Raw genomic sequence first — 26839 nt, forward strand, 5'->3', positions numbered from 1 at the left:
CCGGAAGTGGGGCGAATTATAGACAGATCCACAGGGGCGTCAAGGACTTATTTCAACTTTGTTTCAGAAGAAGCAATTTGGCTATAAGCAGCAAGGTTCAGGCGGCAAATAGAAGCAACGGTGCATTCAGGCTTTTGTTGCAGAGAATCTTGGGATATGCCGCGCAAACACGGGAATACGCAGCGCCAATAGAATCACCCCGATCCCCGCATACACCGCCCACTCTTTAAGATCGGCACGCACGACCCACAGGAAGTGCAGCAACCCCAAGGCAAGAATCACATAGACCAGCTTGTGCAACTTCTTCCAACGCGCGCCCAGACGCCGCTGGCTGTAGCGATTGGACGTCACCGCCAATGCCAGCAACCCCAGGAATCCCAACGCCCCCACAATAATGTAGGGGCGCTTGCTCAACTCCACACCCAATTGCCCCCAGTCCAAGCCGAGGACGAACACCATGTAGGCACTCATGTGCAGCACTATATAAGCAAAGCACCACAACCCCAGTTGCCGGCGTGACACGATCCATCCCGCCCAACCTGTCAGTCGCTGCAGCGGCGTCATGGACAATGTGATAAGTAGGAAGATCAGCGCACCCAACCCCAGTCGATCGACCAGGATTTTCCCGGGGTCAGGCCCCAGGGCATTCATGGCGGCCTCATACAGCCACCAGAGCGGCCAAATGCTGGCCAGGATGAAAATACCCAGGCGCAACAGTGGATAGCGCATCAGTAGTTCTTCCGCAGATCAAGACCGCCATACAGCTCCGCCACTTCCTCGGCGTACCCGTTGAACATCTGGGTAGTACGCACGTTGGGGCTGAACAACCCACTGGGCAGTCGTCGCTCGCGGGCCTGCGTCCAGCGAGGATGATCCACCTCGGGATTGACGTTGGCATAGAAGCCATACTCTTCAGGCGCTATGGCTTGCCAGGTGGTCCGCGGTTGCTCTGCTACCAGGCTGATACGCACAATGGACTTGATGCTCTTGAACCCGTACTTCCACGGCACCACCAAGCGTAGCGGCGCACCATTCTGATTGGGCAGCTCGCGCCCATACATTCCCACCGCCAAAATCGCCAACGGGTTCATCGCCTCATCCAGGCGCAGTCCCTCTACATATGGCCAATCGATCAAGGCAAAATTGGAGCGCTGCCCAGGCATGCTCGAAGGGTCTTGCAGGGTTTCAAAGCGAATGAATTTTGCCTTGGAGGTTGGCTCCACCTGCTTGAGCACTGCAGACAAGGGAAAGCCCAGCCAGGGAATGACCATCGACCAGGCTTCAACACAACGCAACCGATAGATCCGCTCTTCCAACTGGTAGGGACTCACGAAGTCTTCCAGCACATAGCGCCCCGGCTTACCGACTTCTCCGTCAACCACCACGGTCCAGGGCTGCACCTTGAGACTGCCGGCATTTTCTGCCGGATCGCCCTTGTCGGCACCGAACTCATAGAAATTGTTGTAGTGCGTCGCGTCTTTATAGGGCGTGATCCCCTCCCCTGGCGCGGTTACCGCCTGCCAGCGAGCGGTGGCGAGCTTGTCGCTGAACCAGCCTGGCGCCGCTCCCGCCTCGACATCTGCATAGCGCGATATATCAGCGGCGCCAACCTCGCAGGGAAGTGCCGAAGCCGCCAACGCAGCAACAGAGCCACCGAGCAATGCCCGGCGCGAGAGATAGAAGGATTCAGGAGTAATGTCCGACGCTTTGCAATCGGAGGCTTTGGACAGCTTGATAAGCATGGTGGCTCCGTAGAACTGGAGGACTGATGCACCAGTAGACTACGGAGCCTGAGCGAAATTACATCACTCGATGTTTTTCCGGCGGCGGATACGCAGCAGGTACTGCACCGGGCCGGATGCCGCATAGCCAAGGAACACCAACAGCAGAATGCGCGGTGGATCACTGAAGACTACCGCGAACACCAGCACCACCGCGAGGATCGCTACGAACGGTACGCGCCCCTTGAGGTCCAGCTCCTTGAAGCTGTTGTACTTGATGTTGCTGACCATCAGCATACCCGCCGCGGCCACCAGCAAGGCGACCAGGAACGAGAGTTTCGAGCCCTGGATACCATAGTCGCTGAAGGCCCAGACTGTACCGGCCACCACACCCGCCGCAGCCGGACTGGCCAGACCGATGAAGTAACGCTTGTCAGCTGTACCGACCTGAGTGTTGAACCGCGCCAGACGCAGTGCAGCACCGGCCACGTAGATGAAGGCGACCATCCAGCCGACCTTGCCCATGTCCCCGAGCGCCCAACCGAATGCCAGCAGCGCGGGAGCCACACCAAAGGCGACCATGTCCGACAGCGAGTCATATTCGGCGCCGAAGGCACTCTGGGTGTTGGTCATGCGGGCCACACGGCCATCGAGACCGTCGAGGACCATGGCCACGAAAATGGCGATGGCAGCAAAGGCGAAGTACTTGCTCGCCTCGCGCGGATCACCGGCACTCAGGGCAGCCTGGGCGCTCATGGAGTTGATGATGGAGTAGAAACCGGCGAACAGGTTCGCAGTAGTGAAGAGATTGGGCAGCAGATAGATGCCGCGATGCCGAACCTTGCGTCCTTCGGCGTCATGCCCTTCTTCAACATGCTCATCGATCGGTAGCAGGCTTTCGGCGTCAGAGGCCTTGTTCGGCTCTTCGGGACGTTCGCTCATTGACATTACCTTGCAACGGTGTGGAAAGTTTCGACAGAGGTCTGCGACGAGGGTTCACCGGCAGACGATGAAGCTTTATACCAGATGCTGAGCGCCTAAACGAAAAAACGCGGCCGAAGCCGCGTTTTCATCGCATCAAGCCAGAATCAGTTCTTGGCCTTGTCAACAATCTTGTTGGCGGCGATCCAAGGCATCATCGAGCGCAGTTGCTCGCCGATGACTTCGATGCCGTGAGCGGCGTTGTTACGACGCTTGGCGGTCATCGATGGGTAGCCGGTAGCACCTTCGCTGATGAACATCTTCGCGTATTCGCCGTCCTGGATGCGCTTCAGAGCGTTGCGCATGGCCTGACGGGACTCGGCGTTGATGACTTCCGGGCCAGTCACGTACTCGCCGTACTCGGCGTTGTTGGAGATCGAGTAGTTCATGTTGGCGATACCGCCTTCGTACATGAGGTCAACGATCAGCTTCAATTCGTGCAAGCACTCGAAGTAAGCCATTTCTGGCGCGTAGCCTGCTTCAACCAGGGTTTCGAAACCGGCCTTGACCAGTTCGACAGTACCGCCACACAGAACAGCCTGCTCACCGAACAGGTCGGTTTCAGTCTCGTCCTTGAAGGTGGTTTCGATGATACCGGTACGACCACCACCAACGCCTGCAGCGTAGGACAGGGCGACGTTCTTGGCGTTGCCCGAAGCGTCCTGGTAGATAGCGATCAGGTCAGGGATACCACCGCCTTTGACGAACTCTGAACGTACAGTGTGACCCGGCGCTTTTGGCGCGATCATGATCACGTCCAGGTCAGCACGTGGCACAACCTGGTTGTAGTGGATAGCGAAGCCGTGGGAGAAGGCCAGGGTGGCGCCCTTCTTGATGTTCGGCTCGACTTCGGTCTTGTACAGCTGGGACTGGAACTCGTCCGGGGTCAGGATCATGACCAGGTCGGCACCGGCGACAGCGGTTGCCACGTCGGCAACTTTCAGGCCATGGGCCTCAGCCTTGGCAACGGTGGCCGAACCTTTACGAAGACCGACAGTGACATCCACACCGGAATCTTTCAGGTTGCACGCCTGAGCGTGGCCCTGGGAGCCGTAACCGATGATGGCAACTTTCTTGCCCTGGATGATCGAAAGGTCGCAGTCTTTATCGTAGAAAACTTTCATGAACATACCCCTGTTATCTCGGCCCGATAGGGCCATCGCTAATTTTTTGAGTTAGATGCTGAGCACTTTGTCGCCGCGGGCAATGCCGGTGACGCCACTGCGCACTGTTTCGAGAATGGACGCGGTACCGATGGCCTGAATGAAGCTGTCAAGCTTGTCGCTGGCGCCAGTCAGCTGGACGGTGTAGACGCTGCTGCTGACATCGACGATCTGCCCACGATAGATATCGGTGGTGCGTTTGATCTCGGCGCGCTGTGCGCCCGTGGCCTTGACCTTTACCAGCATCAGCTCACGTTCGATGTGCGCGCTTTCCGAGAGGTCGACAAGCTTCACGACTTCAACCAGCTTGTTCAGGTTTTTGGTGATCTGCTCGATCACCTCATCATGACCGACCGTGGTCAACGTCAAACGCGACAGGGTCGGGTCTTCGGTGGGTGCTACGGTCAGGCTTTCGATGTTGTAGTTACGCTGCGAGAACAGACCGACCACGCGAGACAAGGCACCGGGTTCGTTTTCCAACAGCAGGGAAATAATGTGCCGCATGATTAGGTACGCTCCGTCTTGCTCAGCCACATGTCGCGCATGGAACCGTCTTTGATCTGCATCGGGTAGACGTGCTCGCTGTTGTCGACCTGGATATCGATGAACACCAGGCGGTCTTTCATGGCGAACGCTTCCTCGAGCTTGGGCTTGAGGTCCTTCAGACTGGTGATGCGAATGCCCACGTGGCCATAGGCTTCAGCCAATTTGACGAAGTCAGGCAGCGACTCCATATAGGAGTGCGAGTGTCGGCTGTTGTAGGCCATGTCCTGCCATTGGCGGACCATACCCAATACACCGTTGTTCAGGTTGACGATCTTGACCGGCAGGTCGTACTGCAGGCAGGTCGACAGTTCCTGGATGTTCATCTGGATGCTGCCTTCGCCGGTTACGCAGGCTACGTCCTGGTCCGGGAAGTTCAGCTTGATGCCCATGGCCGCCGGGAAACCGAAGCCCATGGTGCCCAGGCCGCCAGAGTTGATCCAGCGATTAGGCTTGTTGAAGCGGTAGTACTGTGCGGCGAACATCTGGTGCTGACCCACGTCGGAGGTCACAAAGGCATCACCCTTGGTCACTTCGCACAGAGTCTCGATCACCGTCTGCGGCTTGATAACGCTGCCATCGCCCTTGTTATAAGGGAACATGTCGCGATCACCACGCCACTCTTCGATCTGCTTCCACCACGCGTCGATAGCGGCCTTTTCTGGCTGCTCGCCGATTTCGCGCAAGGTCGCGACCATTTCAGTCAGCACGCTGTCGACCGGACCAACAATCGGTACGTCAGCCTTGATGGTCTTGGAGATCGACGCTGGGTCGATATCGATGTGGATAACTTTGGCGTTCGGGCAGAACTTGGCCGGACCGTTGACCACGCGATCATCAAAACGCGCACCGACGGCGAAAATCACGTCGGCATGGTGCATGGCCAGGTTGGCGGTGTAGCTGCCGTGCATGCCGAGCATGCCGAGGAACTGGCGATCGGTACCCGGATAGCCACCCAACCCCATCAGGGTGTTGGTGACCGGCAGGTTGAGCATCTGGGCGATCTCGGTCAGGGCTTCGGAGCCGCCACCGAGGATCACGCCGCCACCGGCATAGACCACTGGACGTTTGGCAGCCAGCAGCATTTCGGCGGCCTTGCGGATCTGCCCCGAATGACCACGGACAGCCGGGCTGTAGGAACGCATCTTGACCTTTTTGGGGTAGACGTATTCGAACTTTTCCGCCGGATTGGTCATGTCTTTCGGGATATCGACCACGACCGGGCCTGGACGGCCGGACTGAGCCAGATAGAAAGCTTTTTTCAGGACTTCCGGGATTTCCGAGGCATGCTTGATCATGAAGCTGTGCTTCACGATCGGCCGGGAGATACCGATCATGTCGGTTTCCTGGAAGGCATCGGTACCGACCATGGTGCTAGGCACCTGGCCAGAGAGGATAACCATCGGAATAGAGTCCATGTAGGCGGTGGCAATACCGGTAATGGCATTGGTCGCACCAGGACCCGAGGTCACCAGTACCACGCCGGCCTTGCCGGTGGCACGGGCATAACCGTCCGCCATATGGGTAGCGGCCTGCTCGTGACGAACCAGGATGTGATTGACTTCCGGTTCCTTGAACAGGGCATCGTAAACATGCAGGAGAGCACCACCAGGGTACCCGTAGATGTGCTTAACGCCTTCGTCACGCAAAAAGCGGACGACCATCTCAGCGCCAGATAAAAGCTCCACGTTGTTCACCTCTAAAACGCCAGAATACCGCCCACGGTGGACGGGTCTTAATAGGTTTACTGCCAAGCAGAGCATGAGCGACGGAATCGCCGACTACGTCAGCACTGACTGAGCAAGTATTGGGAGCGCCCCAAAGTGTTGCGGGGTTTTCCCACCCAGCGCGAGGTAACGCGTTGCGGGGTGTAACAGGTCGGCGCGGGTGTGCGCCTCATGATCTGCTTAGCGGGTCTGCTTCTGGCAGTCCCTCTACAGCGGAATCTGGATTCTTGTGATTCGGCGCGCGCAAGTCAAGAAAAATTATTGCCAATTTTCCCCAAGGACGATCAACAGCCACCATTAATGCTAATAGCTGCAGCAGAAAAGCAAACATTACAAAGAAAAAGAGCCACATTCTGTGGCTCCAAGGGTGAAAAGAGGGAAATTCAGGCAGATGGACTGATCAATTGATCAAATTCTGCTAGTAGCCTGCGCAGCTCGCGACTTTCGTCCGGGCGGTCTACGTATACCGTTTCAGCCATGACCAGGATGCCGGAAGCATTTGGCAGCGGCAGCCCCTTTTCGAGAATCTCTTTCATTTTCGGCAGGAAAATCCACTGCAGCCACTGATCGAAGCTCATGCTGTCGACCGCAAACGGCACGGTACTCGCCAACGCCTGTGAAGAGGGGGCAACATCGCTCCACCAACCCTGGGCATGCAGTTCGTGTTCGATCAGCAGCAGGTGATCGGCGATATCCAGAATGCGCGGGTCCATTACAAGTTGACCTGGGCTTTCTGCCGCGCCAGCGCCGCGCCGGCCGAATCGCCCTGTTTCTCGCGTGCCTGGGCAATGATGTTCCACAGCCCGGCTTGCAGGTCTGGACGACCATTGGCGTACGTCAGCGCACGTCGCGCCAACTGCTCCGACTGGGCCGCATCTCCTTGGGCCAGGCGCACCTGGGCCAGGCGGTAGAGCACCTGCGGCTCGCGTGGCGCGATGCGCTGGGCGCGCTCAAGGCTCGATGAGGCGCCGTTGTAGTCACCACTACCCTGTTGTTGCTGGGCGGTGGTCAGCAGTGCCAGCACCGGGCCATCGAGTTGCTCGTCGGCCGACAAACCACCGCTGGCTGCGCCGCTGCGCGGGATACCGCTCGGAGCGCTGGGCGCGGTGCTAGGCATGGTGTAACTGCCCGCGTTCACCGAACCACTGTTGTAAGGCGCCGAGCTGACAGGGCCAGGTGTCATCGGACCGGTCGAGATCGGCGCAGCTGCCGTCGAAGCCGGGAATGTCTGGATGGGTGCCGCACCCGCCCCTTGCGGGACCATCACGGTCACACCGGAGTCCTGGGGCACGGCCTGTGCCTGGCGGGTGCCGGCATTGACCTGAGCACCCCGTGCAGCTGAAACCCGATCACTGTTGGAGACTCGAGTACTCGAGTCGACCACAGGAATCGAGCCGCGTTGTACGCTGGCGCAACCGTTGAGCAAAGCCAGTGCCGTAAAGGCAGGTATCCACCACTTGTTCACTTCACACCCTCTTTGCCTAGTGCTTAATTCATCCAGCCCTTGACCCAGTCCATCACGGACTCGGCGGGATCCTGCGTGCCACCACAAGCGGCGCCGGCAGGGGGCTCACTGCCGCGAATATACGGCATCTGTACTGCACCCGGGCAACTGGCGTCGGAGCCTTGCCCAGTGTGTGGATCTACCCAGGCCTGAACCACGTTGTCGGGCAATGGCATGTCCAGCGGTAGCGGGTCGGCCTTGCGCATGAAGCTGGTCCACACCTGCAGGGCACCAGTAGCGCCGGTGAACGGCGTCTTGCCGTTGTCGTCACGACCCAACCAGACCACGGCCAGCAAGTCCTGGCTGAACCCGGCGAACCAACTGTCGCGAGAATCGTTACTGGTGCCGGTCTTGCCTGCCAGGGTCAGGGAGCTTGGCAGTACGCTATAGACCGAACGCCCGGTACCTTCGCGCATCACCCGCTGCATGGCGTTCTGCACCAGATAGATTGCCCCCGGGTCGAAGGTCTGCTGGATCTGAAACGGATAGCGCTTGAGTGGCTCGCCCTCGGCCGTCAGCACACTGCGGATGCCGCGCATCGGTGTGTTGAAGCCGCCATTGGCCAGCGTCTGGTACATGGTCGCAACCTGCATTGGCGACATGCCGCCGGCACCCAGCAGCATCGACGGGAACGCCGGCCAGTCGACGTTCACGCCCAGTCGTCCAATGGTTTTGAGCACATTCGGCACACCCACTTCCAGGCCCAGCTTGGCCGTCGACAGGTTGTAGGAGTTGGCCAGGCCTTGGTACAGATAAATGGTGCCGTGAGAGCGGCGATCATAGTTCTGTGGACGCCAGACCTGTCCGTCGCCGCCTTTCACCGCGAACGGCTCATCCTGCATCCAGGTAGTCAGGGTGTATTTGCTCGGCTTTTCCAGGGCGGTCAGATAGACCGCCGGCTTGACCAGCGAGCCTATCGGGCGAACGGCATCAATGGCCCGGTTGAACCCGGCAAAGCCCGCCTGACGACTGCCGATCAGCGCCTGCACTTCACCGGTTTCCGGATTGGTGACCACCATCGCAGCTTCGACTTCGTCGGACCCCTTGCGTCCGGCCAGGCGCTTGAACGTCTCGGACATCGCCGCCTCAGACTTCATCTGCAGGATCGGGTCGAAACTGGTGAAGATGCGCAGGCCTTCTTCGGTCAAGTCTTCGTCGCGGTAGTCCTGGCGCAGCTGACGCTTCACCAGGTCGAGGAACCCAGGGAAGGAGCTGTCGGCCAGACTGCCACGCTTGGTCACACCCAGCGGCATTTTCTTCGCTGCAGCGACGGCCTCGGGTGTCGCCACCCCCTGCTCGGCCAGCAGGTCGAGCACCAGGTTACGCCGCACGGTGGCCCGTTCCGGGTAACGACGCGGGTTGTAGTAGGACGGCCCCTTGACCATACCTACCAGCAACGCCACCTGATGCAACTTCAATTCCGACAGTGGCTGACTGAAGAAGAACTGGCTGGCCAGGCCGAAACCATGCACTGCACGCTGACCATCCTGACCGACGAACACCTCGTTGAGGTAGGCCTCCAGGATCTCGCGCTTGTCGTAGTGCAATTCAAGCAGCAGGGCCATCATCGCTTCGGTGAGTTTGCGACTGAGGCTGCGTTCGTTGGTCAGGTAGAAGTTCTTAACCAATTGTTGCGTCAGGGTACTGCCACCCTGGCGCATCGCACCCGACGAAGTGTTGACCCAGACCGCACGAGCGATGGACTTGGGTGATACGCCAAAGTGGCTGTAGAAATCGCGGTCTTCCACGGCAACCAGGGTTTCGAGCAGGTACGGCGGCACCTGGTCGAGCTTGATCAGAATCCGGTCTTCGAGGTTCTTGGGGTACAGGCCGCCAATCAGCAACGGCTCAAGCCGCACCACGTCGAGCTTGGAGCCATTGGCGCCGCTCAGGCCCGCCACATAGTCGCCGGAGAAACGCACGCGCACCGCTTGTGCCTGCTCCATGCCTTCATAGAACTGGAAACCACGGGTGTTCAGGTCAACGGTGTTGCCGCTGACGGCAGCGGCACCCGGACCATTGGCGACGCTTTCGCGGCGATAACCCAGGGCATCGAGCTCAATGAGAAAATCGCTCTTGCTCAGCTTCTGTCCGACGAACAGCTCCAGCGGCCGGGCATACACCTTGGCAGGGATGGTCCAGCGCTTGCCGGAGAACTTCTCCTGGACCACAGCGTCGAGATAAATGGCAAAGCCGGCCAGCACCACAAGGCCAACCAGGCTGAGCTTGATGGCCCAGCCCAGCCAGGCGCCAGAGCGGCCAGACGGGCGTTTTTTCGGGGTACGGGGGGATCGGGTACGAGTCATGGCGGCGGATTATACGCACTTTATTGATCGTCGACAGGCGCCCTCCGGCGGTTTGCACCAGCCTCGCTTGCCGCCATAATGGCCGATTCGAATCTCCATGCCCCAGAAGGATCGCCCGTGAGCCAAGCCTTGATCACCGCATTGCAAAACCCCGCCCTGTTTCCCCATCCGGTCAAGCAATTCCAGGTGATTGAAACTCACATTTCCTGGGTGCTGTTGACCGGCGACTACGCCTACAAGATCAAGAAGCCGATGAACTTCGGTTTCCTGGACTTCACCGAGCTGTCCGGGCGCAAGCACTTCTGCGCCGAAGAACTGCGCCTGAACCAGCGCCTGACCGAAGGTTTGTATCTGGAGGTATTGCCGATTACCGGCAGCGCCGAAGCGCCACAACTGGCAGGCGATGGCGAGCCTGTCGAGTACGCGCTGAAGATGCGCCAGTTCCCGCAGGACCAGATGCTCAGCACCCTGCAAGCCAATGGCGAACTGACTGCCGAGCACATCGACCAGATGGCCCGCCAGATCGCCGAGTTCCACCTGCAGGCGCCCAGGGTGCCTGTCGATCATCCACTGGGAACCCCGGACAGCGTCATGGCGCCGGTGGAGCAGAACTTCGAGCAGATCCGTCCGTTCCTTTCCGACAAGGCCGACCTGCAACAGCTCGATGCCCTGCAAGCCTGGGCCCAGGACAGCTTCAAGCGCCTGCACGGCCTGCTCGAAGCCCGCAAGGCCAAAGGTTTCATCCGTGAGTGCCACGGTGATATCCACCTGGGCAATGCCACCCTGATCGACGGCAAGGTCGTGATCTTCGACTGCATCGAGTTCAACGAACCTTTCCGCCTGACCGACGTGTATGCCGACACCGCCTTCCTGGCCATGGACCTGGAAGACCGTGGGCTGAAGTCGCTGTCGCGCCGCTTCATCAGCCAGTACCTGGAACTGACCGGCGACTATGCCGGCCTTGAACTGCTGAACTTCTACAAGGCCTACCGTGCACTGGTACGCGCCAAGGTCGCCCTGTTCAGCATGCCGGCCAACGCCGATGCGGTGCAGCGCGCTACTACCCTGCGCACCTACCGCAACTATGCCAACCTGGCGGAGAGCTACAGCGCCATCCCGTCGCGTTTCCTGGCGATCACCCATGGTGTGTCTGCCGTAGGCAAGAGCCACGTGGCCATGCGCCTGGTCGACGCCCTGGGTGCCATTCGCCTGCGTTCGGATGTAGAGCGCAAGCGCATTTTCGGTGAGCAGGCAAGCGCCAGCGCCGGCCAGTTGCAAGCCGGCATCTATAGCGAGGACGCCAGCCAGGCAACCTACCAGCGCCTGCACCAACTGGCCGAAATCATTCTGCGCGCGGGGTTCCCGGTGGTCATTGATGCCACCTACCTCAAGCAGGCGCAGCGTCAGGCCGCCGCTGGTGTCGCCAGCGAGACAGGCGTGCCGTTCCTGATCCTTGACTGCAATGCCCCCGATGCGGTCATTGCCAGCTGGCTGGCACAGCGCCAGGCCGACCAGAACGATCCATCGGATGCCACGCTGGACGTGATCAAGGCACAGCAAAGCAGCCGCGACCCGCTCAGTGCCGAGGAAGTACTGCAAAGCAAACGAGTGGAAACCAACGAAAGCGGCAGCCTGGATCTGCTGGTCAAGCAGATCCGTCAGCGCCTTCCCGGGCTCTGATCGCCCTCGGAGCGTGAAGCAGTCGCCACTTCACGCTTGCGCTCGAACGCCTCCCTGGCGATGACACTATAATGCCATCATCAGGTTTCACAGGGAGGCGTCTTCATGAATCAGCCACGGCAATTGGACAGCGCGTTGTATGCGCTGGTGCATGACGAACAGATCGCTCACTTCAACCGCGAGAAACCCAAGGACGCCGCCATCGACTTTCGCGGTGGTGACTTTCGCGGACTCGATCTGCGGGATCTGGACACCACCGGCATCGACTTCACCGATGCCTATTTCCGCGCCGCAGATCTGCGCGGGCTAGATCTTCGCCATAACGGCCTGGAAGGTGCGAGCCTGGCTCATGCGCAAATTTCCGGCACCTACTTTCCCGGCGAACTGAGCGCCGACGAGATCCTCATGTCGGTCAACTTCGGCACACGGCTGCGATACCGCACCCGCTGATAAACCTTGAACACCCCGCCAGGCGTGGCCTGACGGGGTGTTTGTGGCTGCCCGTCGGCACCCGATGGCAAAACGCCGCGTATTTTTGAAGTGCCGCTACACTGCTCATTGACCTGCCAGCGATTCCCTCTCAAGACCGTTCAGCCGTCGCAAGGAGGCTTGATGAACGATGAACTCCAGCATCTGAAAAATCTTGGCAAGACTTCTGCGCAGTGGCTGCATGCGGTCGGCATTCACAGCGCTTCGGATCTGCGTCGGCTCGGAGCGGTGAATGCCTACCAGGCAGTGCGCACCCGCGGCTTTCGGGCTTCGAAGGTGCTGCTGTACGCGATCGAAGGCGCCCTGCTCGATATGCACTGGAACGACATCCCCCCTGAACGCAAGGAAGCGCTCAACCAGCAACTGGATGCCAAGACGCCGAGGAAAAATAATTGAAAATATGAGATCGCAACGATTGACTTCGAAATGAGAATCGTTATGATTATCACAACTGGTCGCGAGACTGGTTGGGTAACCTGAAAGCCCCTGGTTCGGACTCTCAGATTATCTCCTCATCAGGCTAATCACGGTTATTGACCCGGCAGTTTTGCCGGGTCTTTTTTTGCCTGCGTTTTGTCATTAGCGGGCAATGATCAACGGATGTCCACGCTCCGGATGCGGTTGTACCAGCACATCGATACCAAACACCGCCTTGAGCGATTCAGGTCGCAGAGCCTGTTCAGGGCTGTCCAGTGCATGCATGTGCCCCTGTTCAAGCAACAGTATCCGGTCGCAGTAACGCGCGGCCAGGTTAAGGTCATGCAATATGACCAGCACCGCCGCACCGCGATCGGCGAAATTGCGCACGGCTTGTAATGTGGTGTGTTGATGCAAGGGATCGAGCATCGACGTCGGCTCATCGAGCAGCAGCGTCCTCCCCTCCTCCCCCGGCCACAACTGCGCCAGCACCCGTGCCAGATGAACCCGTTGCCGCTCGCCCCCAGACAATGCCAGGTAGCTGCGCCCGACCAGGTGCCGGGCATCCGCGGCGTCCAACGCCGCGTCGACGATCTGCTGATCACAGACCAGTCCCGTACGATGCGGCAGTCGGCCCATGCCGACCACTTCTTCGACCTTGAACGCGAATCCGAGACTGGAGATCTGAGGCAACACCGCCAGGCGCTGGGCTCGCTCCTGACCAGGCCAGTACGACAGGTCTCTGCCATCCAGGGTCACGCGCCCCTGACTGGCATTCAACTCACCGCACAGCGCACCGAGCAAGCTGCTTTTCCCTGCACCATTGGGGCCAAGTACGCCCAGCACCTGGTAGGACTGCAGCGCCAGGCTGATATTACTCAGCACCTGATTGCTGCCCCGCTGCAGGAACAGGTTTTCGACACAAAGCATCAGGTACGCCCCCGCAGCAACAGGTAGAGGAAAAACGGTGCGCCGATGAAAGCAGTAACGATACCGATGGGCAACTCGGCGGGCGCCAGCGCCAGCCGCGCTATCAGGTCGGCAAACAGCAGCAGTGAAGCCCCTGCCAGCAGCGAGGCCGGCAACAGTACGCGATGATCGGGCCCGGACAACAGGCGAACCAGGTGCGGTACCACCAACCCGATGAAACCGATCAGACCGGCAGCCGCCACCGCCGCTCCGACCCCCAATGCGGTACAGAACACCAGCTCGCGCTTGAGCGCCTCGACCTCTATACCCAGGTGCCTTGCTTCCGACTCACCCAACAACAAGGCATTCAGGGCCTGGGCCCGACGCGGCAGCCACAGCGCGACGCCGACGGCAACCATCACCAGCGGCCACAGCCGCTGATAGCTGGCACCGTTGAGACTGCCCAGGTTCCAGAAGGTCAGCGTGCGCAAGGTCGCGTCATCGGCCAGGTAAGTGAACAGGCCAACGGCGGAACTGGCCAAGGCGGTCAAGGCGATACCCGCCAGCAGCATGGTTGCGACGCTGGTCTGTCCGTCACGCCGGCCCAGGCGATAGACCAGGGCTGTCACGCCCAAGCCTCCGAGAAACGCACAGACCGACAACAGGTACGGCGCAAAGGCTTCCGGGATACCGCCCAGCCAACTGCCGCCAACTATCGCCACCGCCGCGCCAAGCGCCGCGCCACTGGACACTCCGACTAGGCCCGGGTCGGCCAGCGGGTTACGAAACAGGCCCTGCATGGCCACTCCGGACAAAGCCAGCACTGCCCCGACAGTCAGGCCGAGCAGAGTGCGCGGAAGGCGAATCTGGCCAAGGATGAGTTCGGCCTGATCCAGCCCCTCCCCGGCAATCGGTATGCCCAGCAGTCGCAGGCCGGCACGCAGCGTATCAAACAGTGGCAAGCTGACCGGCCCCAGGGCCAGGGACAGCCACACCGCCAGCAGGCACAGCAATGCCAGGGCGACGAAGAGCGTCCTGGGTTTGATAAGCCGGTTCATTGAGCGTCGGGGTAAAAGGCTTGCGAAAGACGCTGCAAGGTGCTCGGCAGGCGTGGACCTAGCCCCCCCACCAGCAAGGTCGGGTCGAGCTCAACCAGTCGCCCCGCTTGTGCCGCCTTCGAGGCCTTCAAGGCAGGATTCTCCTTAAGCAGTGCCTGCAGGGCCTGTTCACCGGTGAGACTGCGATCGGCAAACACCAGCACGTCCGGATTCAAGGCGGCCAAGGCTTCGACCGAAAAATTCTTGTAACCGTCGTTGTCGGCCAGGTTTCGGGCGCCTGCCCGCTGGAGGAGCCAGTCACCGGCGGTATCCTTGCCGGCGATCATCGGCTTGGCGCCGGCATGGCCGACCAGCAGGATTACCCCTGGGGCCGGGTGCCGAGCCTGGATTTGCTTGAGCTTGTCTTGCAGGTGCTCGAGCTGCTGGCGGTACTGAACATAGACCTTCTCGGCCTGTGCCGGGTTACCGAGCAGTTGCCCCAGATGCTTCAGGTTGGACTCCACCGCCTGCAGATCGGCCTTGCTGGAAAACAGTTCGACCTGGACCCCGGCCCCACGGATTTGCGCCAGCACCGGTGGTGGTCCCATTTCTTCGGTACCCACCAGCACATCGGGGCGCAGGCTCAGCACGCCTTCGGCCGACAATTGACGCTGATAGCCAATACTGGGCAAGGTCTTGAGCGATTCGGGATGTTGACTGGTGGTATCAACCCCCACCAATCGCTCCTCTCCGCCCAGCGCCGTGACCCATTCACTCAGTGCCCCACCGGCACTGACCCAACGTTGCGGCAAGGCTTCGGCTTGGACGAGGCTTGTGAATACAAGACCCAGACACAGAGTGATCAGGCTGGCACTTCGGCACATAACGGACTTCCTGGGAAAAGGAGCGGCATCCGGGTGGATAACGCTGGAGCCACGGGGTATAAAGCGTCCGACGCGGCATGTTCGAGCAATTTGATAATTATTTGCATTTGAACGTCAAGCGGCCACCGAGACTTCAGGTACCTCACTTCGCCATGCACTTTCTTTGTTTACCCGACGAATTGGCTGAAGGCCACAGCCGTGGCTTCAGCCTCGACGACACCCAACTGTTCGCCGTTCGCCGCGCAGGCAGGGTCTTCCTGTACCAGAACCGCTGCCCCCATCGCGGCATCCCGTTGAACTGGGAGCCCGATCAATTTCTCGACAGCAGCGCCAGCCTGATCACCTGCCGACGACATGGCGCGCTGTTTCTGATCGAATCGGGTGAATGTGTGGCCGGGCCCTGTGCCGGCGATTACCTGACCGCCCTGGCGTGCCGGGAAGACAGCCAGGGTATCTGGCTCGTCACCTGAGGAGTACCGGCAAGGGCCGATCGATATAGATCTGCTCGCCGTCGATGTGCGTACCGTACGCCAGCACCTCGACCCCATCTGCCACCGCAGCGCGCAAGGCAGATGCATAGGCGGCATCAATTTCTTCGGCTGGGCGCACCGCCTCGATGCCGCTGAGGCTCACACAGTACAGCTGTACCGCCCGCACGCCTTGGCGCGCCAGCGCCGCCAGTTCTCGCAGGTGCTTGGCGCCGCGCTGGGTGACCGCGTCCGGAAAGGCCGCAACGGCCGTTTCGGTGTACCCAAGGGTCACGCTCTTGACCTCGACATAAGCCGGCCCCTGGGCATAGTCCAGGCGAAAATCCACCCGGCTGCGCTCCTCGCCGTAGGCAACCTCGCGCTTGAGCCCAGTGAATCCGGCCAGCTCGGGGATGCGACCGGCACGCAATGCTTCCTCGACCAGTGCATTGGCCCGCCCGGTATTCACACAGGCCAGCCGCCCCTGGGGGGTTTCGCTGATTTCCCAAGTGCCCGGCAGCTTGCGCTTGGGGTCGTTGGAGCGGCTGAACCACACCTGCCCGCCTTCGACCATGCAATTGAACATCGAGCCCGTGTTGGGGCAATGGATAGTGATCTGCTCGCCGCAGGGCAGCTCGATATCGGCCAGGAAGCGTTTGTAACGACGCAGTAAACGAGCGGTTTCAAGGGGTGGACTAAAACGCATCAGCCTTGCCAACTCCGCAAGCCCCGGGCAATCCGCTCCACCGCTTCCTGCAGACGCGGCAAGCTCTGGGTATAGGCAAAACGCACATGATGCCCAGCCAGGTGGCGGCCGAAATCCAGTCCAGGCGTGAACGCAACGTGTTCGGTTTCAAGGAAATGCTGGCAAAACGCAAAGGCGTCACCACCAAAGGCGCTGATGTCGGCGTACAGGTAGAACGCGCCTTGGGGCTCCACGGCGATGCCAAAGCCCAGCTCACGCAAGGCAGGCAGCAGGAAATCGCGGCGACGTGCAAACTCGGCACGACGCTCTTCGAGAATGGCCAGGGTTTGTGGCTCGAAGCAGGCCAGCGCCGCATGTTGAGCCATACTCGGGGCACTGATGTAGAGATTCTGCGCCAGCTTCTCCAGATCGCCTACCGCTTCTGGAGGGGCCACCAGCCAGCCAAGGCGCCAGCCGGTCATGCCGAAATACTTGGAAAAACTATTCAGGACGAAGGCGCCGTCATCGACTTCCAACACGCTGGCAGCGTCCATCCCGTAGGTAAGCCCGTGGTAAATCTCGTCGACGACCAAGTGACCACCGTGGGCGCGTGTGGCCGTAGACAGGTCAGACAGTTCGGAGCGATCCAGCACCGTACCGGTCGGGTTGGCCGGGGATGCCACCAGGGCCCCCACAGTGTCGTTGTCCCAATAGCGCTCGACCAGATCGGCAGTCAGTTGATAGTTGACTTCAGGCCCTACAGGTACCAGTTGCGCCCCCCCTTCGACCAAGCGCAAAAAGTGCCGGTTGCAGGGGTAGCCCGGGTCTGCCAGCAACCAGTGCTTGCCCGGATCCACCAGCAGGCTGCTGGCCAGCAGCAAGGCGCCGGAACCACCAGGGGTAATGAGAATGCGCCGGGGGTCGATGTTCAGCCCGTAGCGCTGCTGGTAGAAGCCTGCAATGGCTTCTCGCAAGGCAGGTAGACCGCGTGCAGCGGTGTAGCGCGTGTGCCCGGCAGCCAGCGCGGCCTGCCCGGCCTCGATGATGGGCGCGGCGGTGGTGAAGTCCGGCTCGCCGATTTCCAGGTGAATCACATCACAGCCGCTGGCTTGCAACTCATTGGCGCGCGCCAGCAGGGCCATGACGTGGAAGGGTTCTATGGCGCGACTGCGCGCACTGTAGGACTGGGCCATCAACCTTCTCTCAAATGGGTCTAGAATAATGATTCTACCCATGTGCCGAAGCGAACGTGTGGCTAAACCTGCTGTCAACCACGAAGACAACCGGGAGTAGCGCGCCCCGATTCGATCTGGTAAGTTCGGCGGCTCGCAGTCGCAGGGCCGGCGGGCGCCGGAGATGGAGCAGCCTGCGCAATGGATTAGAAGAGTGAGAGGCGGTCTATTCATGTCCACCCAAGAAAAGCAACAAAGCAGTCAACTCGTTCGCGGCTTCGAACCCTACAAAGAAACCAAGGGTGAGGAGTACATGGGTGCCCCCATGCGCAAGCATTTCACCACGCTCCTTCATAAGTGGAAGAAAGAGCTGATGGAAGGTGTGGACGCGACTGTGGACCACATGAAAGACGAGGCAGCCAACTTCCCGGACCCGGCCGATCGCGCCAGCCAGGAAGAAGAGTTTGCCCTTGAGCTGCGTAATCGCGATCGCGAACGCAAGCTGATCAAGAAAATCGACAAGACCCTGCAACTGATCGAAGACGAAGAGTACGGCTGGTGCGAAAGCTGCGGCGTGGAAATCGGTATCCGTCGCCTGGAAGCACGTCCGACCGCCGACCTCTGCTACGACTGCAAGACCTTGGCGGAAATCAAGGAAAAGCAGGTCGGCAAGGCCTGATCTGACCAGAACGGGGCGCTCAAGGCGCCCCGCTTCATTTATAGCTGCACCGATTGTCTCGTACCCTCGCCATGAGCATGAACAACCCTCGCTATATCGGGCGCTTCGCCCCTACTCCCAGTGGATTCCTGCATTTTGGTTCGCTGGTCGCAGCCTTGGCCTCCTGGCTCGATGCGCGCGCAGTGGACGGGCAGTGGCTGCTGCGCATGGAAGACATCGACCCACCGCGTGAAGCTCCCGGTGCCCAGGCGGCCATCCTGCACACCTTGGAAAGCTACGGCCTGACATGGGACGGCGAAGTCGTCTACCAAAGCCAGCGTCACGACGCCTATGCCGAAGTGGTCGAACGCCTGTTCCGCCAGGGGCTTGCCTACGCATGCACCTGTTCGCGCAAACAGCTTGAGGCCTACAACGGCATCTACCCGGGCCTGTGCCGCAACCTGGGCCATGCCCAGCAGGATGCCGCCATTCGCCTGCGCGTACCGGAATTGACCTACCGCTTCGAGGACCGGGTGCAGGGCATTTTTGAACAACACCTGGGGCGCGAAGTGGGCGATTTTGTGATCCGCCGTCGCGATGGCCTCTACGCCTATCAACTGGCCGTCGTGCTGGATGATGCCTGGCAAGGGGTGACCGATATCGTGCGTGGCGCCGACTTGCTCGACAACACTCCACGCCAGCTCTACCTGCAGGAACTGCTGGGCCTGTCGCAGCCTCGCTACCTGCATGTTCCGCTGATCACCCAGCCTGACGGACATAAACTGGGCAAGAGTTACCGCTCCGCTCCATTACCTGCCGAACAAGCGACGCCGCTGATCCTGCGCGCCTTGCGCGCGCTGGGCCAACCCACTGATCCCGCCATGCAACACGCCCGGCCCGCCGAGGTACTGGCCCATGCCGCGCGGCACTGGAGCGCCAATGCCGTCCCCCGGCGCCTGAACGTGCCCGAAGCAGACCTGCACTGAATCCGGTAGGAATGGGCCTGCCCAGCGATTACACGCTCGCGGGGCAAGCGCGCTCCTACACAAAGCTCAATAAATTCAAAACTTTGGCGAAAGCACGCCCATCCGTTACCATCGCCGCAGCCATTTGCGCCAATAATAAGTCCAAGCAGCAGCGCCCTAACCTTTGAGGCCAGCATGTATATCTATCGTTTGGTCCTGCTTCTGGTCGTGGGGATCTACCTGTTCTCCCCGGCCATCATGGACTGGTGGATCGAGCCGACCGGAGCCTGGTACCGCCCATACCTGCTCTGGCTGATCCTGATCGTCGTGACCTTTATCCTGCAGAGCCAACGTGATGCCGATGAGCTTTAGCCTGACCCAGATGATCCTGATCAGCGCCGCCTACCTGCTGGTGCTGTTCGGCGTGGCCTGGGTCAGCGAACGCGGCATGATCCCGCGCTCGATCATTCGCCACCCGCTGACCTATACCCTGTCACTCGGGGTCTACGCGAGTGCCTGGGCCTTCTATGGCTCGGTCGGCCTGGCCTACCAGTACGGCTATGGATTCCTCGCCTGCTACCTCGGTGTTTCCGGCGCCTTCCTGCTGGCGCCGGTGTTGCTGTACCCCATTCTGAAGATCACCCGCACCTATCAGCTGTCGTCCCTGGCCGACCTGATCGCCTTCCGCTTCCGCAGCACCTGGGCTGGTGCGCTGACCACGGTGTTCATGCTGATCGGCGTGCTGCCGTTGCTGGCGTTGCAGATCCAGGCGGTGGCCGATTCCATCAGCATCCTCACCGGTGAACCTGTAAAGGCCAGAGTGGCCCTGGCGTTCTGCGCGCTGATTACCCTATTCACCATTTTCTTCGGCTCGCGGCATATCGCCACACGGGAAAAGCACGAAGGCCTGGTATTCGCGATTGCCTTCGAGTCGGTCATCAAGCTTCTGGCGCTGGGGGGCATCGGCCTGTATGCCCTCTATGGCGTGTTCGGCGGCCCGCACCAGCTGGAAGTCTGGCTGCTGCAGAACCAGACCGCCCTGGCCGCACTGCACACCCCCTTGCAGGAAGGTCCATGGCGCACCTTGCTGCTGGTGTTCTTTGCCTCGGCCATCGTCATGCCGCACATGTACCACATGGCCTTTACCGAAAACCTCAATCCCCGCTCGCTGGTCAGCGCCAGCTGGGGCCTGCCGCTGTTCCTGCTGCTGATGAGCCTGGCGGTGCCGCTGATCCTCTGGGCGGGCCTCAAGATGGGCGCCACTACCAGCCCCGAGTACTTCACCCTGGGCCTGGGCATTGCCGCCAACAACCAGGCGCTTGCCTTGCTTGCCTATGTCGGTGGTCTGTCTGCCTCCAGCGGCCTGATCATTGTCACGACCCTGGCGCTCTCAGGCATGGCCCTCAACCATCTGGTACTGCCGCTGTACCAACCGCCAGCCGAGGGCAATATCTATCGTTGGCTGAAGTGGACCCGCCGGGCCTTGATCGTCGCCATCATTGCCGCAGGTTTCGGTTTCTACCTGACCCTGGGCAGCCAGCAGGATCTTGCCAACCTGGGCATCGTCGCCTTCGTTGCCACCCTGCAGTTCTTGCCCGGCGTCCTCTCGGTCCTGTACTGGCCGACCGCCAATCGACGTGGGTTCATCGCCGGGCTGCTCGCCGGGATCCTGGTGTGGATGGTGACCATGTTGCTGCCGCTGGTGGGCAACCTGCAGGGTTTCTACATCCCGCTGCTGAACATGATCTACGTGCTCGACGACACCAGCTGGCACATGGCAGCCATTGCCTCGCTGGCAGCGAACGTGCTGTTGTTCACCCTGATCTCGCTGTTCACCAACGCCAGCAGCGAAGAAGTCAGCGCTGCCGAAGCCTGTGCCGTCGACAACGTGCGCCGCCCACAGCGGCGCGAGCTGCATGCCGCGTCCCCCCAGGAGTTCGCCACGCAACTGGCCAAGCCCCTGGGTGCCAAGGCGGCACAAAAGGAAGTCGAGCAGGCCCTGCGCGACCTTTACCTGCCGTTCGATGAACGCCGCCCCTATGCACTGCGCCGCCTGCGCGATCGGATCGAGGCCAACCTGTCAGGCCTGATGGGCCCCAGTGTTGCCCAGGACATGGTGGAAACCTTCCTCCCCTACAAATCCGGTAATGAGAACTACGTCACCGAAGACATCCACTTCATCGAAAGCCGCCTGGAAGACTACCACTCACGTCTGACCGGCCTTGCCGCCGAACTCGATGCCCTGCGTCGCTACCACCGCCAGACCCTGCAAGAACTGCCCATGGGCGTCTGCTCGCTAGCCAAGGACCAGGAAATCCTGATGTGGAACAAGGCCATGGAAGAGCTCACCGGCATCCCGGCCAAGCGCGTGGTAGGCTCTCGCCTGACCACCATCGGCGAACCCTGGCGCGGGCTGTTGCTGGGCTTTATCAATGTCCCCGATGAACACCTGCACAAGCAGCGCCTGGGGCTCGATGGCCAGACTCGCTGGCTGAACCTGCACAAGGCCGCCATCGACGAGCCGCTTGCGCCGGGCAACAGCGGCCTGGTGGTACTGGTCGAAGACTTGACCGAAACCCAGGCCCTGGAAGACAAGCTGGTGCACTCCGAGCGCCTGGCCAGCATCGGCCGCCTGGCTGCAGGCGTCGCCCACGAAATCGGCAACCCGGTCACTGGTATCGCCTGCCTGGCCCAGAACCTGCGCGAAGAACGTGAAGACGATGGCGAGATCACCGAGCTCAGCAGCCAGATTCTGGAACAGACCAAACGTATCTCGCGCATCGTGCAATCGCTCATGAGCTTTGCCCATGCCGGTAGCCACCAGCAAAGCGACGAGCCGGTGTGCCTGGCTGAAGTGGCGCAGGATGCCATCGGTCTCCTGGCCTTGAACCGGCGCAATTTCGAAGTACAGTTCTTCAACCTGTGCGACCCCGAGCACTGGGTCGAGGGCGATCCGCAACGCCTGGCCCAGGTACTGATCAACCTGCTTTCCAACGCCCGCGACGCGTCCCCTCCCGGCAGCGCCGTGCGGGTAAAGAGCGAAGCGAGCGAGCATACCGTCGACCTGATCGTCGAGGACGAAGGCAGCGGTATTCCGAAAAACATCATGGATCGGCTGTTCGAACCCTTCTTCACTACCAAGGACCCGGGCGAAGGTACCGGACTGGGGCTTGCTCTGGTCTATTCCATCGTGGAAGAGCATTATGGACAAATCACCATCGACAGCCCGGCCGATACTCAAAGCCAGCGCGGCACCCGGATCCGAGTGACCCTGCCGCGTCATGTCGTAGCGACGTCCGCTGTGAACTGAGACCGTCGAGAGAATTGAATCAATGCCGCACATTCTGATCGTCGAAGACGAAACCATCATCCGCTCGGCACTGCGTCGACTGCTCGAGCGGAACCAGTACCAGGTCAGCGAAGCCGGCTCGGTGCAGGAAGCCCAGGAACGCTTCAGCATTGCCACCTTCGACCTGATTGTCAGCGACCTGCGCCTGCCCGGCGCCCCGGGCACCGAGCTGATCAAGCTCGGCCAGGGTACGCCGGTGCTGATCATGACCAGCTACGCAAGCCTGCGCTCTGCCGTCGACTCGATGAAGATGGGCGCGGTGGACTATATCGCCAAGCCGTTCGATCATGACGAAATGCTCCAGGCGGTAGCGCGTATCCTGCGCGATCGCCAGAACGCTCCGACGGTTCCCACCGAGCCCCGTGGCAATGGCAAGTCTGCTCCGGCAGACAAAGGCACCAGCAATGCGGCCAATGGCGAGATCGGCATCATAGGCTCATGCCCCCCGATGCAGGACCTGTACGGCAAGATCCGCAAGGTGGCGCCTACTGACTCCAATGTATTGATCCAGGGGGAGTCGGGCACTGGCAAGGAACTGGTCGCCCGTGCCTTGCACAATCTGTCGCGCCGGGCCAAGGCACCGATGATTTCGGTGAACTGCGCAGCGATTCCTGAAACCCTGATCGAATCGGAACTCTTCGGCCACGAAAAAGGCGCCTTTACCGGTGCCAGCGCCGGCCGCGCCGGCCTGGTCGAAGCCGCAGACGGCGGCACCCTGTTCCTCGACGAGATTGGTGAGCTGCCCCTGGAAGCCCAGGCGCGCCTGCTTAGGGTGTTGCAGGAAGGCGAGATCCGCCGGGTCGGCTCGGTGCAGTCGCAAAAGGTCGATGTGCGCCTGATCGCGGCAACCCACCGTGACCTGAAGAACCTGGCCAAGGTCGGCCAGTTCCGTGAAGACCTTTATTACCGCTTGCACGTCATCGCCCTCAAGCTACCCGCCTTGCGCGAGCGCGGCGCCGACGTCAACGAAATCGCCAACGCCTTCCTCGCCCGCCAGAGTGCGCGCATCGGTCGTAACGACCTGCGCTTTGGCCATGACGCAGAACAGGCCATCCGTCACTACTCCTGGCCCGGTAACGTCCGGGAACTGGAGAATGCGGTCGAGCGTGCGGTCATTCTTTGCGAAAGCCCGGAAATCTCCGCCGACCTCCTGGGTATCGACATCGAGCTGAGTGATCTGGACGACGATGAACCCTTCGCCAACCTGCCCAGCAGTGGCAGTACGGCCAGCAACACCAGCCACGAGCCCACCGAGGACCTGTCCCTTGAGGACTATTTCCAGCACTTCGTACTCGAGCACCAGGACCACATGACCGAGACCGAGCTTGCACGCAAGCTGGGGGTCAGTCGCAAGTGCCTGTGGGAACGTCGTCAGCGTCTGGGCATCCCACGGCGCAAGAGCGGCGCGACCAGCGACAGCTGATACCTTTCAGCTGTCACCGCGGGCGCGCGGCGGTAACACTGTCACGTTGCGACAAACTGTTACCTCGCCACAATCTCGTAACAAAAACCGGGGCTTACGGTAACGAAGCCTCGGTTTTTTTTTACCGTCCAAGGCCCGCAGAATCGCTCCAACCCCTTGTTTTACTGGGCTTTGAAAAAGTTGGCACGGCACCTGCTATATGTTTGGTACAAGAACAATAACAAGCACTGCAAAAGACAATAAAAATAAGACGAATCGGCTCACGCACAATAAGAACAAGACGGCGGAGGCGCAGCTAACTGATTCTTTTGGAGAGGAGTTGTTTTTGGGGCTTGCCCCACAACCAGGCAGAGAACAACAAAAACTGCACTCAAGCAGGGCCTGAACTGGTTGGATCGCAAGATCATTGCAACGTCAGCGACCAAAGCAATCCGTTTGCTCTTGAATCCCGGTTAGGGAGATCGTCCACAAGCTTTGCGTTTTGTGGATAGGGCGCTCAACAAAAACAAAAAGCCCGGCAAAAAAACAATAAGAGCACGCAACTACTTCTTGGGGAGCTTCGGCTCCCCTTGTAGTTTCTCCCCCGCGTCACCCCCACGTTGCTACCGCCTACACCATCTGCCCAGTAAATGCTAGAATCCCCGGCCATCATGCGGCCATTCTTCTTTTTTGGCCGAACATTCCTTCAAACAGTGCATCCCATGCTGAAGAAGCTGTTCCAGTCGTTCCGTCCTCCCGTACGTGGTCCGCACCACAAGCGCACCACGCCTGAAGTGATCAATAGCGGTCAACACTCGCTGCAACGTGGCCAATTCAGTCGTCATGCGGTGAGCATCGTCGAGCGCCTGCAAAATGCTGGCTACCAGGCCTATCTGGTTGGTGGCTGCGTGCGTGACCAACTCCTGGGGATTACCCCCAAGGACTTCGACGTCGCCACCAGTGCCACGCCAGAACAGGTTCGCGCCGAGTTTCGCAACGCACGCATCATTGGTCGCCGTTTCAAACTGGTTCACATCCATTTCGGACGTGAAATCATCGAAGTCGCCACCTTCCGCGCCAACCACCCGGAAAGCGAAGCTGAAGACAGCCACACCTCGTCCCGCAACGAGAGTGGGCGAATTCTGCGCGACAACGTCTATGGCACCCTGGAAGAAGACGCGCAACGCCGCGACTTCACCATCAACGCCCTGTACTACGACCCGGTCAGCGAGCGCATCCTCGACTACGCCAATGGCGTACACGATATTCGCAATCGCCTGATCCGCCTGATTGGCGATCCGACCCAGCGGTACCAGGAAGACCCGGTACGGATGCTGCGTGCCGTGCGGTTTGCCGCCAAGCTGAATTTCGGCATCGAGAAGCACACCGTGCAGCCGATTCGCGACCTGGCGCCCATGCTGCGTGAAATTCCAGCCGCCCGCCTGTTCGAGGAAACGCTCAAGCTGTTCCTCTCCGGCTACGCCGCCGATACGTTCGAGATGCTGGTCGACCTGCAACTGTTCGATCCACTGTTCCCGGCCAGTGCCGAGGCCCTGGAAGAACACCCGACCTATACGCATACCCTGATCAGCCAGGCACTGATCAACACCGACTTGCGCATCAAGCAAGGCAAGCCTGTGACGCCCGCGTTCCTGTTTGCCGCCATGCTCTGGCCGGCCTTGCCAGGTCGAGCGTTGCGCCTGCAAAGCCGTGGCATGCCGCCGATTCCGGCCATGAACGAAGCGGCCCATGAGCTGATCGCCGAACAGTGCCAGCGCATTGCAATCCCCAAACGGTTCACCCTGCCGATCCGCGAGATCTGGGACATGCAAGAGCGTCTGCCGCGGCGCAGCGGCAAGCGTGCCGACCTGTTGCTGGACAACCCACGCTTCCGGGCCGGTTACGATTTCCTGTTGCTGCGCGAGAGTGCTGGCGAGGAAACCGACGGCCTGGGCCAATGGTGGACCGACTACCAGGACTGCAACGACACCGAGCGCCGCGACATGATTCGTGAGCTGGGCTCTCGTGACGAAGGTACCGGTGCCGCTCCGCGCAAACGCAAGCGCAGCCCGAGCAAACGCAAACGTGCCGACGCCGCAGGCGAATAAAGCATGGAGCGCGTGTATATCGGCCTGGGCAGCAATCTGGATGAGCCTAACCAACAGTTGCGCAGTGCAATCGATTCGCTGCGCCAGCTGCCTGAAACAACGATGACGGGGGTTTCTGCGTTCTACAGCAGCGAATCACTGTCACCGGGCCAACCGCGCTACACCAATGCCGTTGCCGCCCTGGAAACCGATCTGGCCCCACTGGTGCTGCTTGATAGCTTGCAGACCATCGAGGCCGCGCAGGGTCGCGAGCGCAAGGAGCGCTGGGGCCCGCGCACCCTCGACCTGGACATCCTGCTGTACGGCGACCAGGTTATCGACATTCCCCGCCTCAAGGTCCCGCATTACCACATGCAGGCCCGACCGTTCGTCCTTTACCCCCTTGCCGAACTGGTCCCGAACGACTTCCTCCTGGCCGATGGGCGCGCGCTCGCCCAACTGCTGGCAGATTGCCCGTTCGTCGGCCTGGAGCGCCTGTAGACGGGTACTCCCCCACACGGTAACGCCTGTAACAGCGCATTCGTAACAATGCGGTAACAGGGTAATTGACTTCAGCCCCCACCCTCACGACTATAGGCGTCCCGTGGCGCCTGCGCGCCGCAAAAAGGCGTATATAGGCCTGGAACAGGTCGTAACCAAAACACCACAATCGATGATGTGCTGTTCCAGAAG

25 protein-coding genes are annotated in these 26839 nt (G+C 60.4%); 11 read left to right on the forward strand and 14 right to left on the reverse strand.

What is annotated here, in order from left to right:
• Positions 1-126: 126 nt before the first annotated feature.
• The 9 genes from msrQ to mrcB all read right to left on the reverse strand — a co-directional run bounded on the left by msrQ (position 127) and on the right by mrcB (position 9945).
• Positions 127-729 carry a protein-methionine-sulfoxide reductase heme-binding subunit MsrQ gene (gene msrQ, locus H621_RS0116620; RefSeq protein WP_028944486.1) on the reverse strand — a complete coding sequence of 201 codons (603 nt, stop codon included), beginning with the start codon at positions 727-729 and terminating at the stop codon, positions 127-129.
• Entirely contained in the window at positions 729-1742 is a 1014-nt protein-coding gene (gene msrP / locus H621_RS0116625; protein ID WP_028944487.1) for a protein-methionine-sulfoxide reductase catalytic subunit MsrP, read from the reverse strand. The genes msrQ and msrP overlap by 1 nt, the downstream gene beginning before the upstream one ends.
• 63 nt (positions 1743-1805) lie before the next feature.
• Positions 1806-2663 (reverse strand): CDP-diacylglycerol--serine O-phosphatidyltransferase, encoded by an 858-nt coding sequence (gene pssA / locus H621_RS0116630; RefSeq protein ID WP_028944488.1) that lies wholly within the window; start codon positions 2661-2663, stop codon positions 1806-1808.
• A gap of 146 nt (positions 2664-2809) precedes the next feature.
• Positions 2810-3826 carry a ketol-acid reductoisomerase gene (gene ilvC / locus H621_RS0116635; RefSeq protein WP_028944489.1) on the reverse strand — a complete coding sequence of 339 codons (1017 nt, stop codon included), beginning with the start codon at positions 3824-3826 and terminating at the stop codon, positions 2810-2812.
• A 51-nt stretch (positions 3827-3877) separates the two neighbouring features.
• Positions 3878-4369: an acetolactate synthase small subunit gene (ilvN, locus tag H621_RS0116640; RefSeq protein WP_028944490.1), complete on the reverse strand. Its 492-nt coding sequence runs from the start codon at positions 4367-4369 to the stop codon at positions 3878-3880.
• 2 nt (positions 4370-4371) lie between these two features.
• Entirely contained in the window at positions 4372-6096 is a 1725-nt protein-coding gene (locus H621_RS0116645; RefSeq protein WP_028944491.1) for an acetolactate synthase 3 large subunit, read from the reverse strand.
• Between the two features lie 422 nt (positions 6097-6518).
• Positions 6519-6848, reverse strand: coding sequence for a YqcC family protein (locus tag H621_RS0116650; RefSeq protein WP_028944492.1), 330 nt, complete (start codon positions 6846-6848; stop codon positions 6519-6521).
• On the reverse strand, positions 6848-7600 hold the full coding sequence (locus tag H621_RS0116655; RefSeq protein ID WP_028944493.1) for a tetratricopeptide repeat protein: 753 nt from the start codon (positions 7598-7600) through the stop codon (positions 6848-6850). Before H621_RS0116655 ends, H621_RS0116650 begins: the two co-directional genes overlap by 1 nt.
• Before the next feature lie 23 nt (positions 7601-7623).
• A complete protein-coding gene (gene mrcB, locus H621_RS0116660; protein ID WP_028944494.1) occupies positions 7624-9945 on the reverse strand; it encodes a penicillin-binding protein 1B in 2322 nt (773 codons plus the stop codon).
• A 117-nt stretch (positions 9946-10062) separates the two neighbouring features.
• On the opposite strand from mrcB, the gene H621_RS0116665 reads away from it, so the two are divergent.
• From H621_RS0116665 to H621_RS0116675, 3 genes are all read left to right on the forward strand, one after another.
• On the forward strand, positions 10063-11625 hold the full coding sequence (locus tag H621_RS0116665) for a bifunctional aminoglycoside phosphotransferase/ATP-binding protein (protein WP_028944495.1): 1563 nt from the start codon (positions 10063-10065) through the stop codon (positions 11623-11625).
• A 105-nt stretch (positions 11626-11730) separates the two neighbouring features.
• Positions 11731-12075 (forward strand): pentapeptide repeat-containing protein, encoded by a 345-nt coding sequence (locus tag H621_RS0116670; RefSeq protein WP_028944496.1) that lies wholly within the window; start codon positions 11731-11733, stop codon positions 12073-12075.
• Positions 12076-12237: 162 nt separating this feature from the next.
• Positions 12238-12510: a TfoX/Sxy family protein gene (locus tag H621_RS0116675; protein ID WP_028944497.1), complete on the forward strand. Its 273-nt coding sequence runs from the start codon at positions 12238-12240 to the stop codon at positions 12508-12510.
• A 183-nt stretch (positions 12511-12693) separates the two neighbouring features.
• Here the strand turns inward: H621_RS0116675 and H621_RS0116680 are convergent, their stop codons facing one another.
• Genes H621_RS0116680 through H621_RS0116690 form a run of 3 tightly spaced genes read right to left on the reverse strand, consistent with a single transcriptional unit; the run spans position 12694 to position 15361 of the window.
• Positions 12694-13461 (reverse strand): heme ABC transporter ATP-binding protein, encoded by a 768-nt coding sequence (locus tag H621_RS0116680; protein WP_028944498.1) that lies wholly within the window; start codon positions 13459-13461, stop codon positions 12694-12696.
• Positions 13461-14444 carry a FecCD family ABC transporter permease gene (locus H621_RS0116685; protein WP_167332122.1) on the reverse strand — a complete coding sequence of 328 codons (984 nt, stop codon included), beginning with the start codon at positions 14442-14444 and terminating at the stop codon, positions 13461-13463. The genes H621_RS0116680 and H621_RS0116685 overlap by 1 nt, the downstream gene beginning before the upstream one ends.
• A gap of 50 nt (positions 14445-14494) precedes the next feature.
• Complete coding sequence (locus tag H621_RS0116690; RefSeq protein ID WP_028944500.1) at positions 14495-15361, reverse strand: heme/hemin ABC transporter substrate-binding protein; 867 nt, start codon at positions 15359-15361, stop codon at positions 14495-14497.
• Between the two features lie 152 nt (positions 15362-15513).
• Here H621_RS0116690 and H621_RS0116695 point away from each other — a divergent pair, with 152 nt between their 5' ends.
• A complete protein-coding gene (locus H621_RS0116695) occupies positions 15514-15831 on the forward strand; it encodes a Rieske (2Fe-2S) protein (protein WP_028944501.1) in 318 nt (105 codons plus the stop codon).
• Here the strand turns inward: H621_RS0116695 and sfsA are convergent.
• Positions 15824-16534: a DNA/RNA nuclease SfsA gene (sfsA, locus tag H621_RS0116700; RefSeq protein ID WP_028944502.1), complete on the reverse strand. Its 711-nt coding sequence runs from the start codon at positions 16532-16534 to the stop codon at positions 15824-15826. The genes H621_RS0116695 and sfsA overlap by 8 nt on opposite strands.
• Positions 16534-17706, reverse strand: a complete 1173-nt coding sequence (locus H621_RS0116705; RefSeq protein ID WP_028944503.1) for a pyridoxal phosphate-dependent aminotransferase — start codon at positions 17704-17706, stop codon at positions 16534-16536. The genes sfsA and H621_RS0116705 overlap by 1 nt, the downstream gene beginning before the upstream one ends.
• A gap of 211 nt (positions 17707-17917) precedes the next feature.
• Between H621_RS0116705 and dksA the strand changes: the two genes are divergently transcribed.
• The 7 genes from dksA to folK all read left to right on the forward strand — a co-directional run bounded on the left by dksA (position 17918) and on the right by folK (position 26647).
• Entirely contained in the window at positions 17918-18364 is a 447-nt protein-coding gene (dksA, locus tag H621_RS0116710) for an RNA polymerase-binding protein DksA (protein ID WP_028944504.1), read from the forward strand.
• Between the two features lie 77 nt (positions 18365-18441).
• Positions 18442-19329 carry a tRNA glutamyl-Q(34) synthetase GluQRS gene (gene gluQRS / locus H621_RS0116715; protein ID WP_028944505.1) on the forward strand — a complete coding sequence of 296 codons (888 nt, stop codon included), beginning with the start codon at positions 18442-18444 and terminating at the stop codon, positions 19327-19329.
• 174 nt (positions 19330-19503) lie between these two features.
• Entirely contained in the window at positions 19504-19680 is a 177-nt protein-coding gene (locus H621_RS28480) for a hypothetical protein (protein ID WP_003250005.1), read from the forward strand.
• A complete protein-coding gene (locus tag H621_RS0116725; RefSeq protein WP_028944506.1) occupies positions 19664-22618 on the forward strand; it encodes a sensor histidine kinase in 2955 nt (984 codons plus the stop codon). Before H621_RS28480 ends, H621_RS0116725 begins: the two co-directional genes overlap by 17 nt.
• Before the next feature lie 22 nt (positions 22619-22640).
• A complete protein-coding gene (locus H621_RS0116730; protein ID WP_028944507.1) occupies positions 22641-24080 on the forward strand; it encodes a sigma-54-dependent transcriptional regulator in 1440 nt (479 codons plus the stop codon).
• Between the two features lie 701 nt (positions 24081-24781).
• Positions 24782-26167, forward strand: a complete 1386-nt coding sequence (locus H621_RS0116735; RefSeq protein ID WP_028944508.1) for a polynucleotide adenylyltransferase PcnB — start codon at positions 24782-24784, stop codon at positions 26165-26167.
• Positions 26168-26170: 3 nt separating this feature from the next.
• Positions 26171-26647 carry a 2-amino-4-hydroxy-6-hydroxymethyldihydropteridine diphosphokinase gene (gene folK / locus H621_RS0116740; RefSeq protein WP_028944509.1) on the forward strand — a complete coding sequence of 159 codons (477 nt, stop codon included), beginning with the start codon at positions 26171-26173 and terminating at the stop codon, positions 26645-26647.
• The last annotated feature ends 192 nt before the right edge of the window (positions 26648-26839 follow it).

The organism is Pseudomonas vranovensis DSM 16006 (genome assembly GCF_000425805.1).
In the GTDB taxonomy this organism is placed as follows: domain Bacteria; phylum Pseudomonadota; class Gammaproteobacteria; order Pseudomonadales; family Pseudomonadaceae; genus Aquipseudomonas; species Aquipseudomonas vranovensis.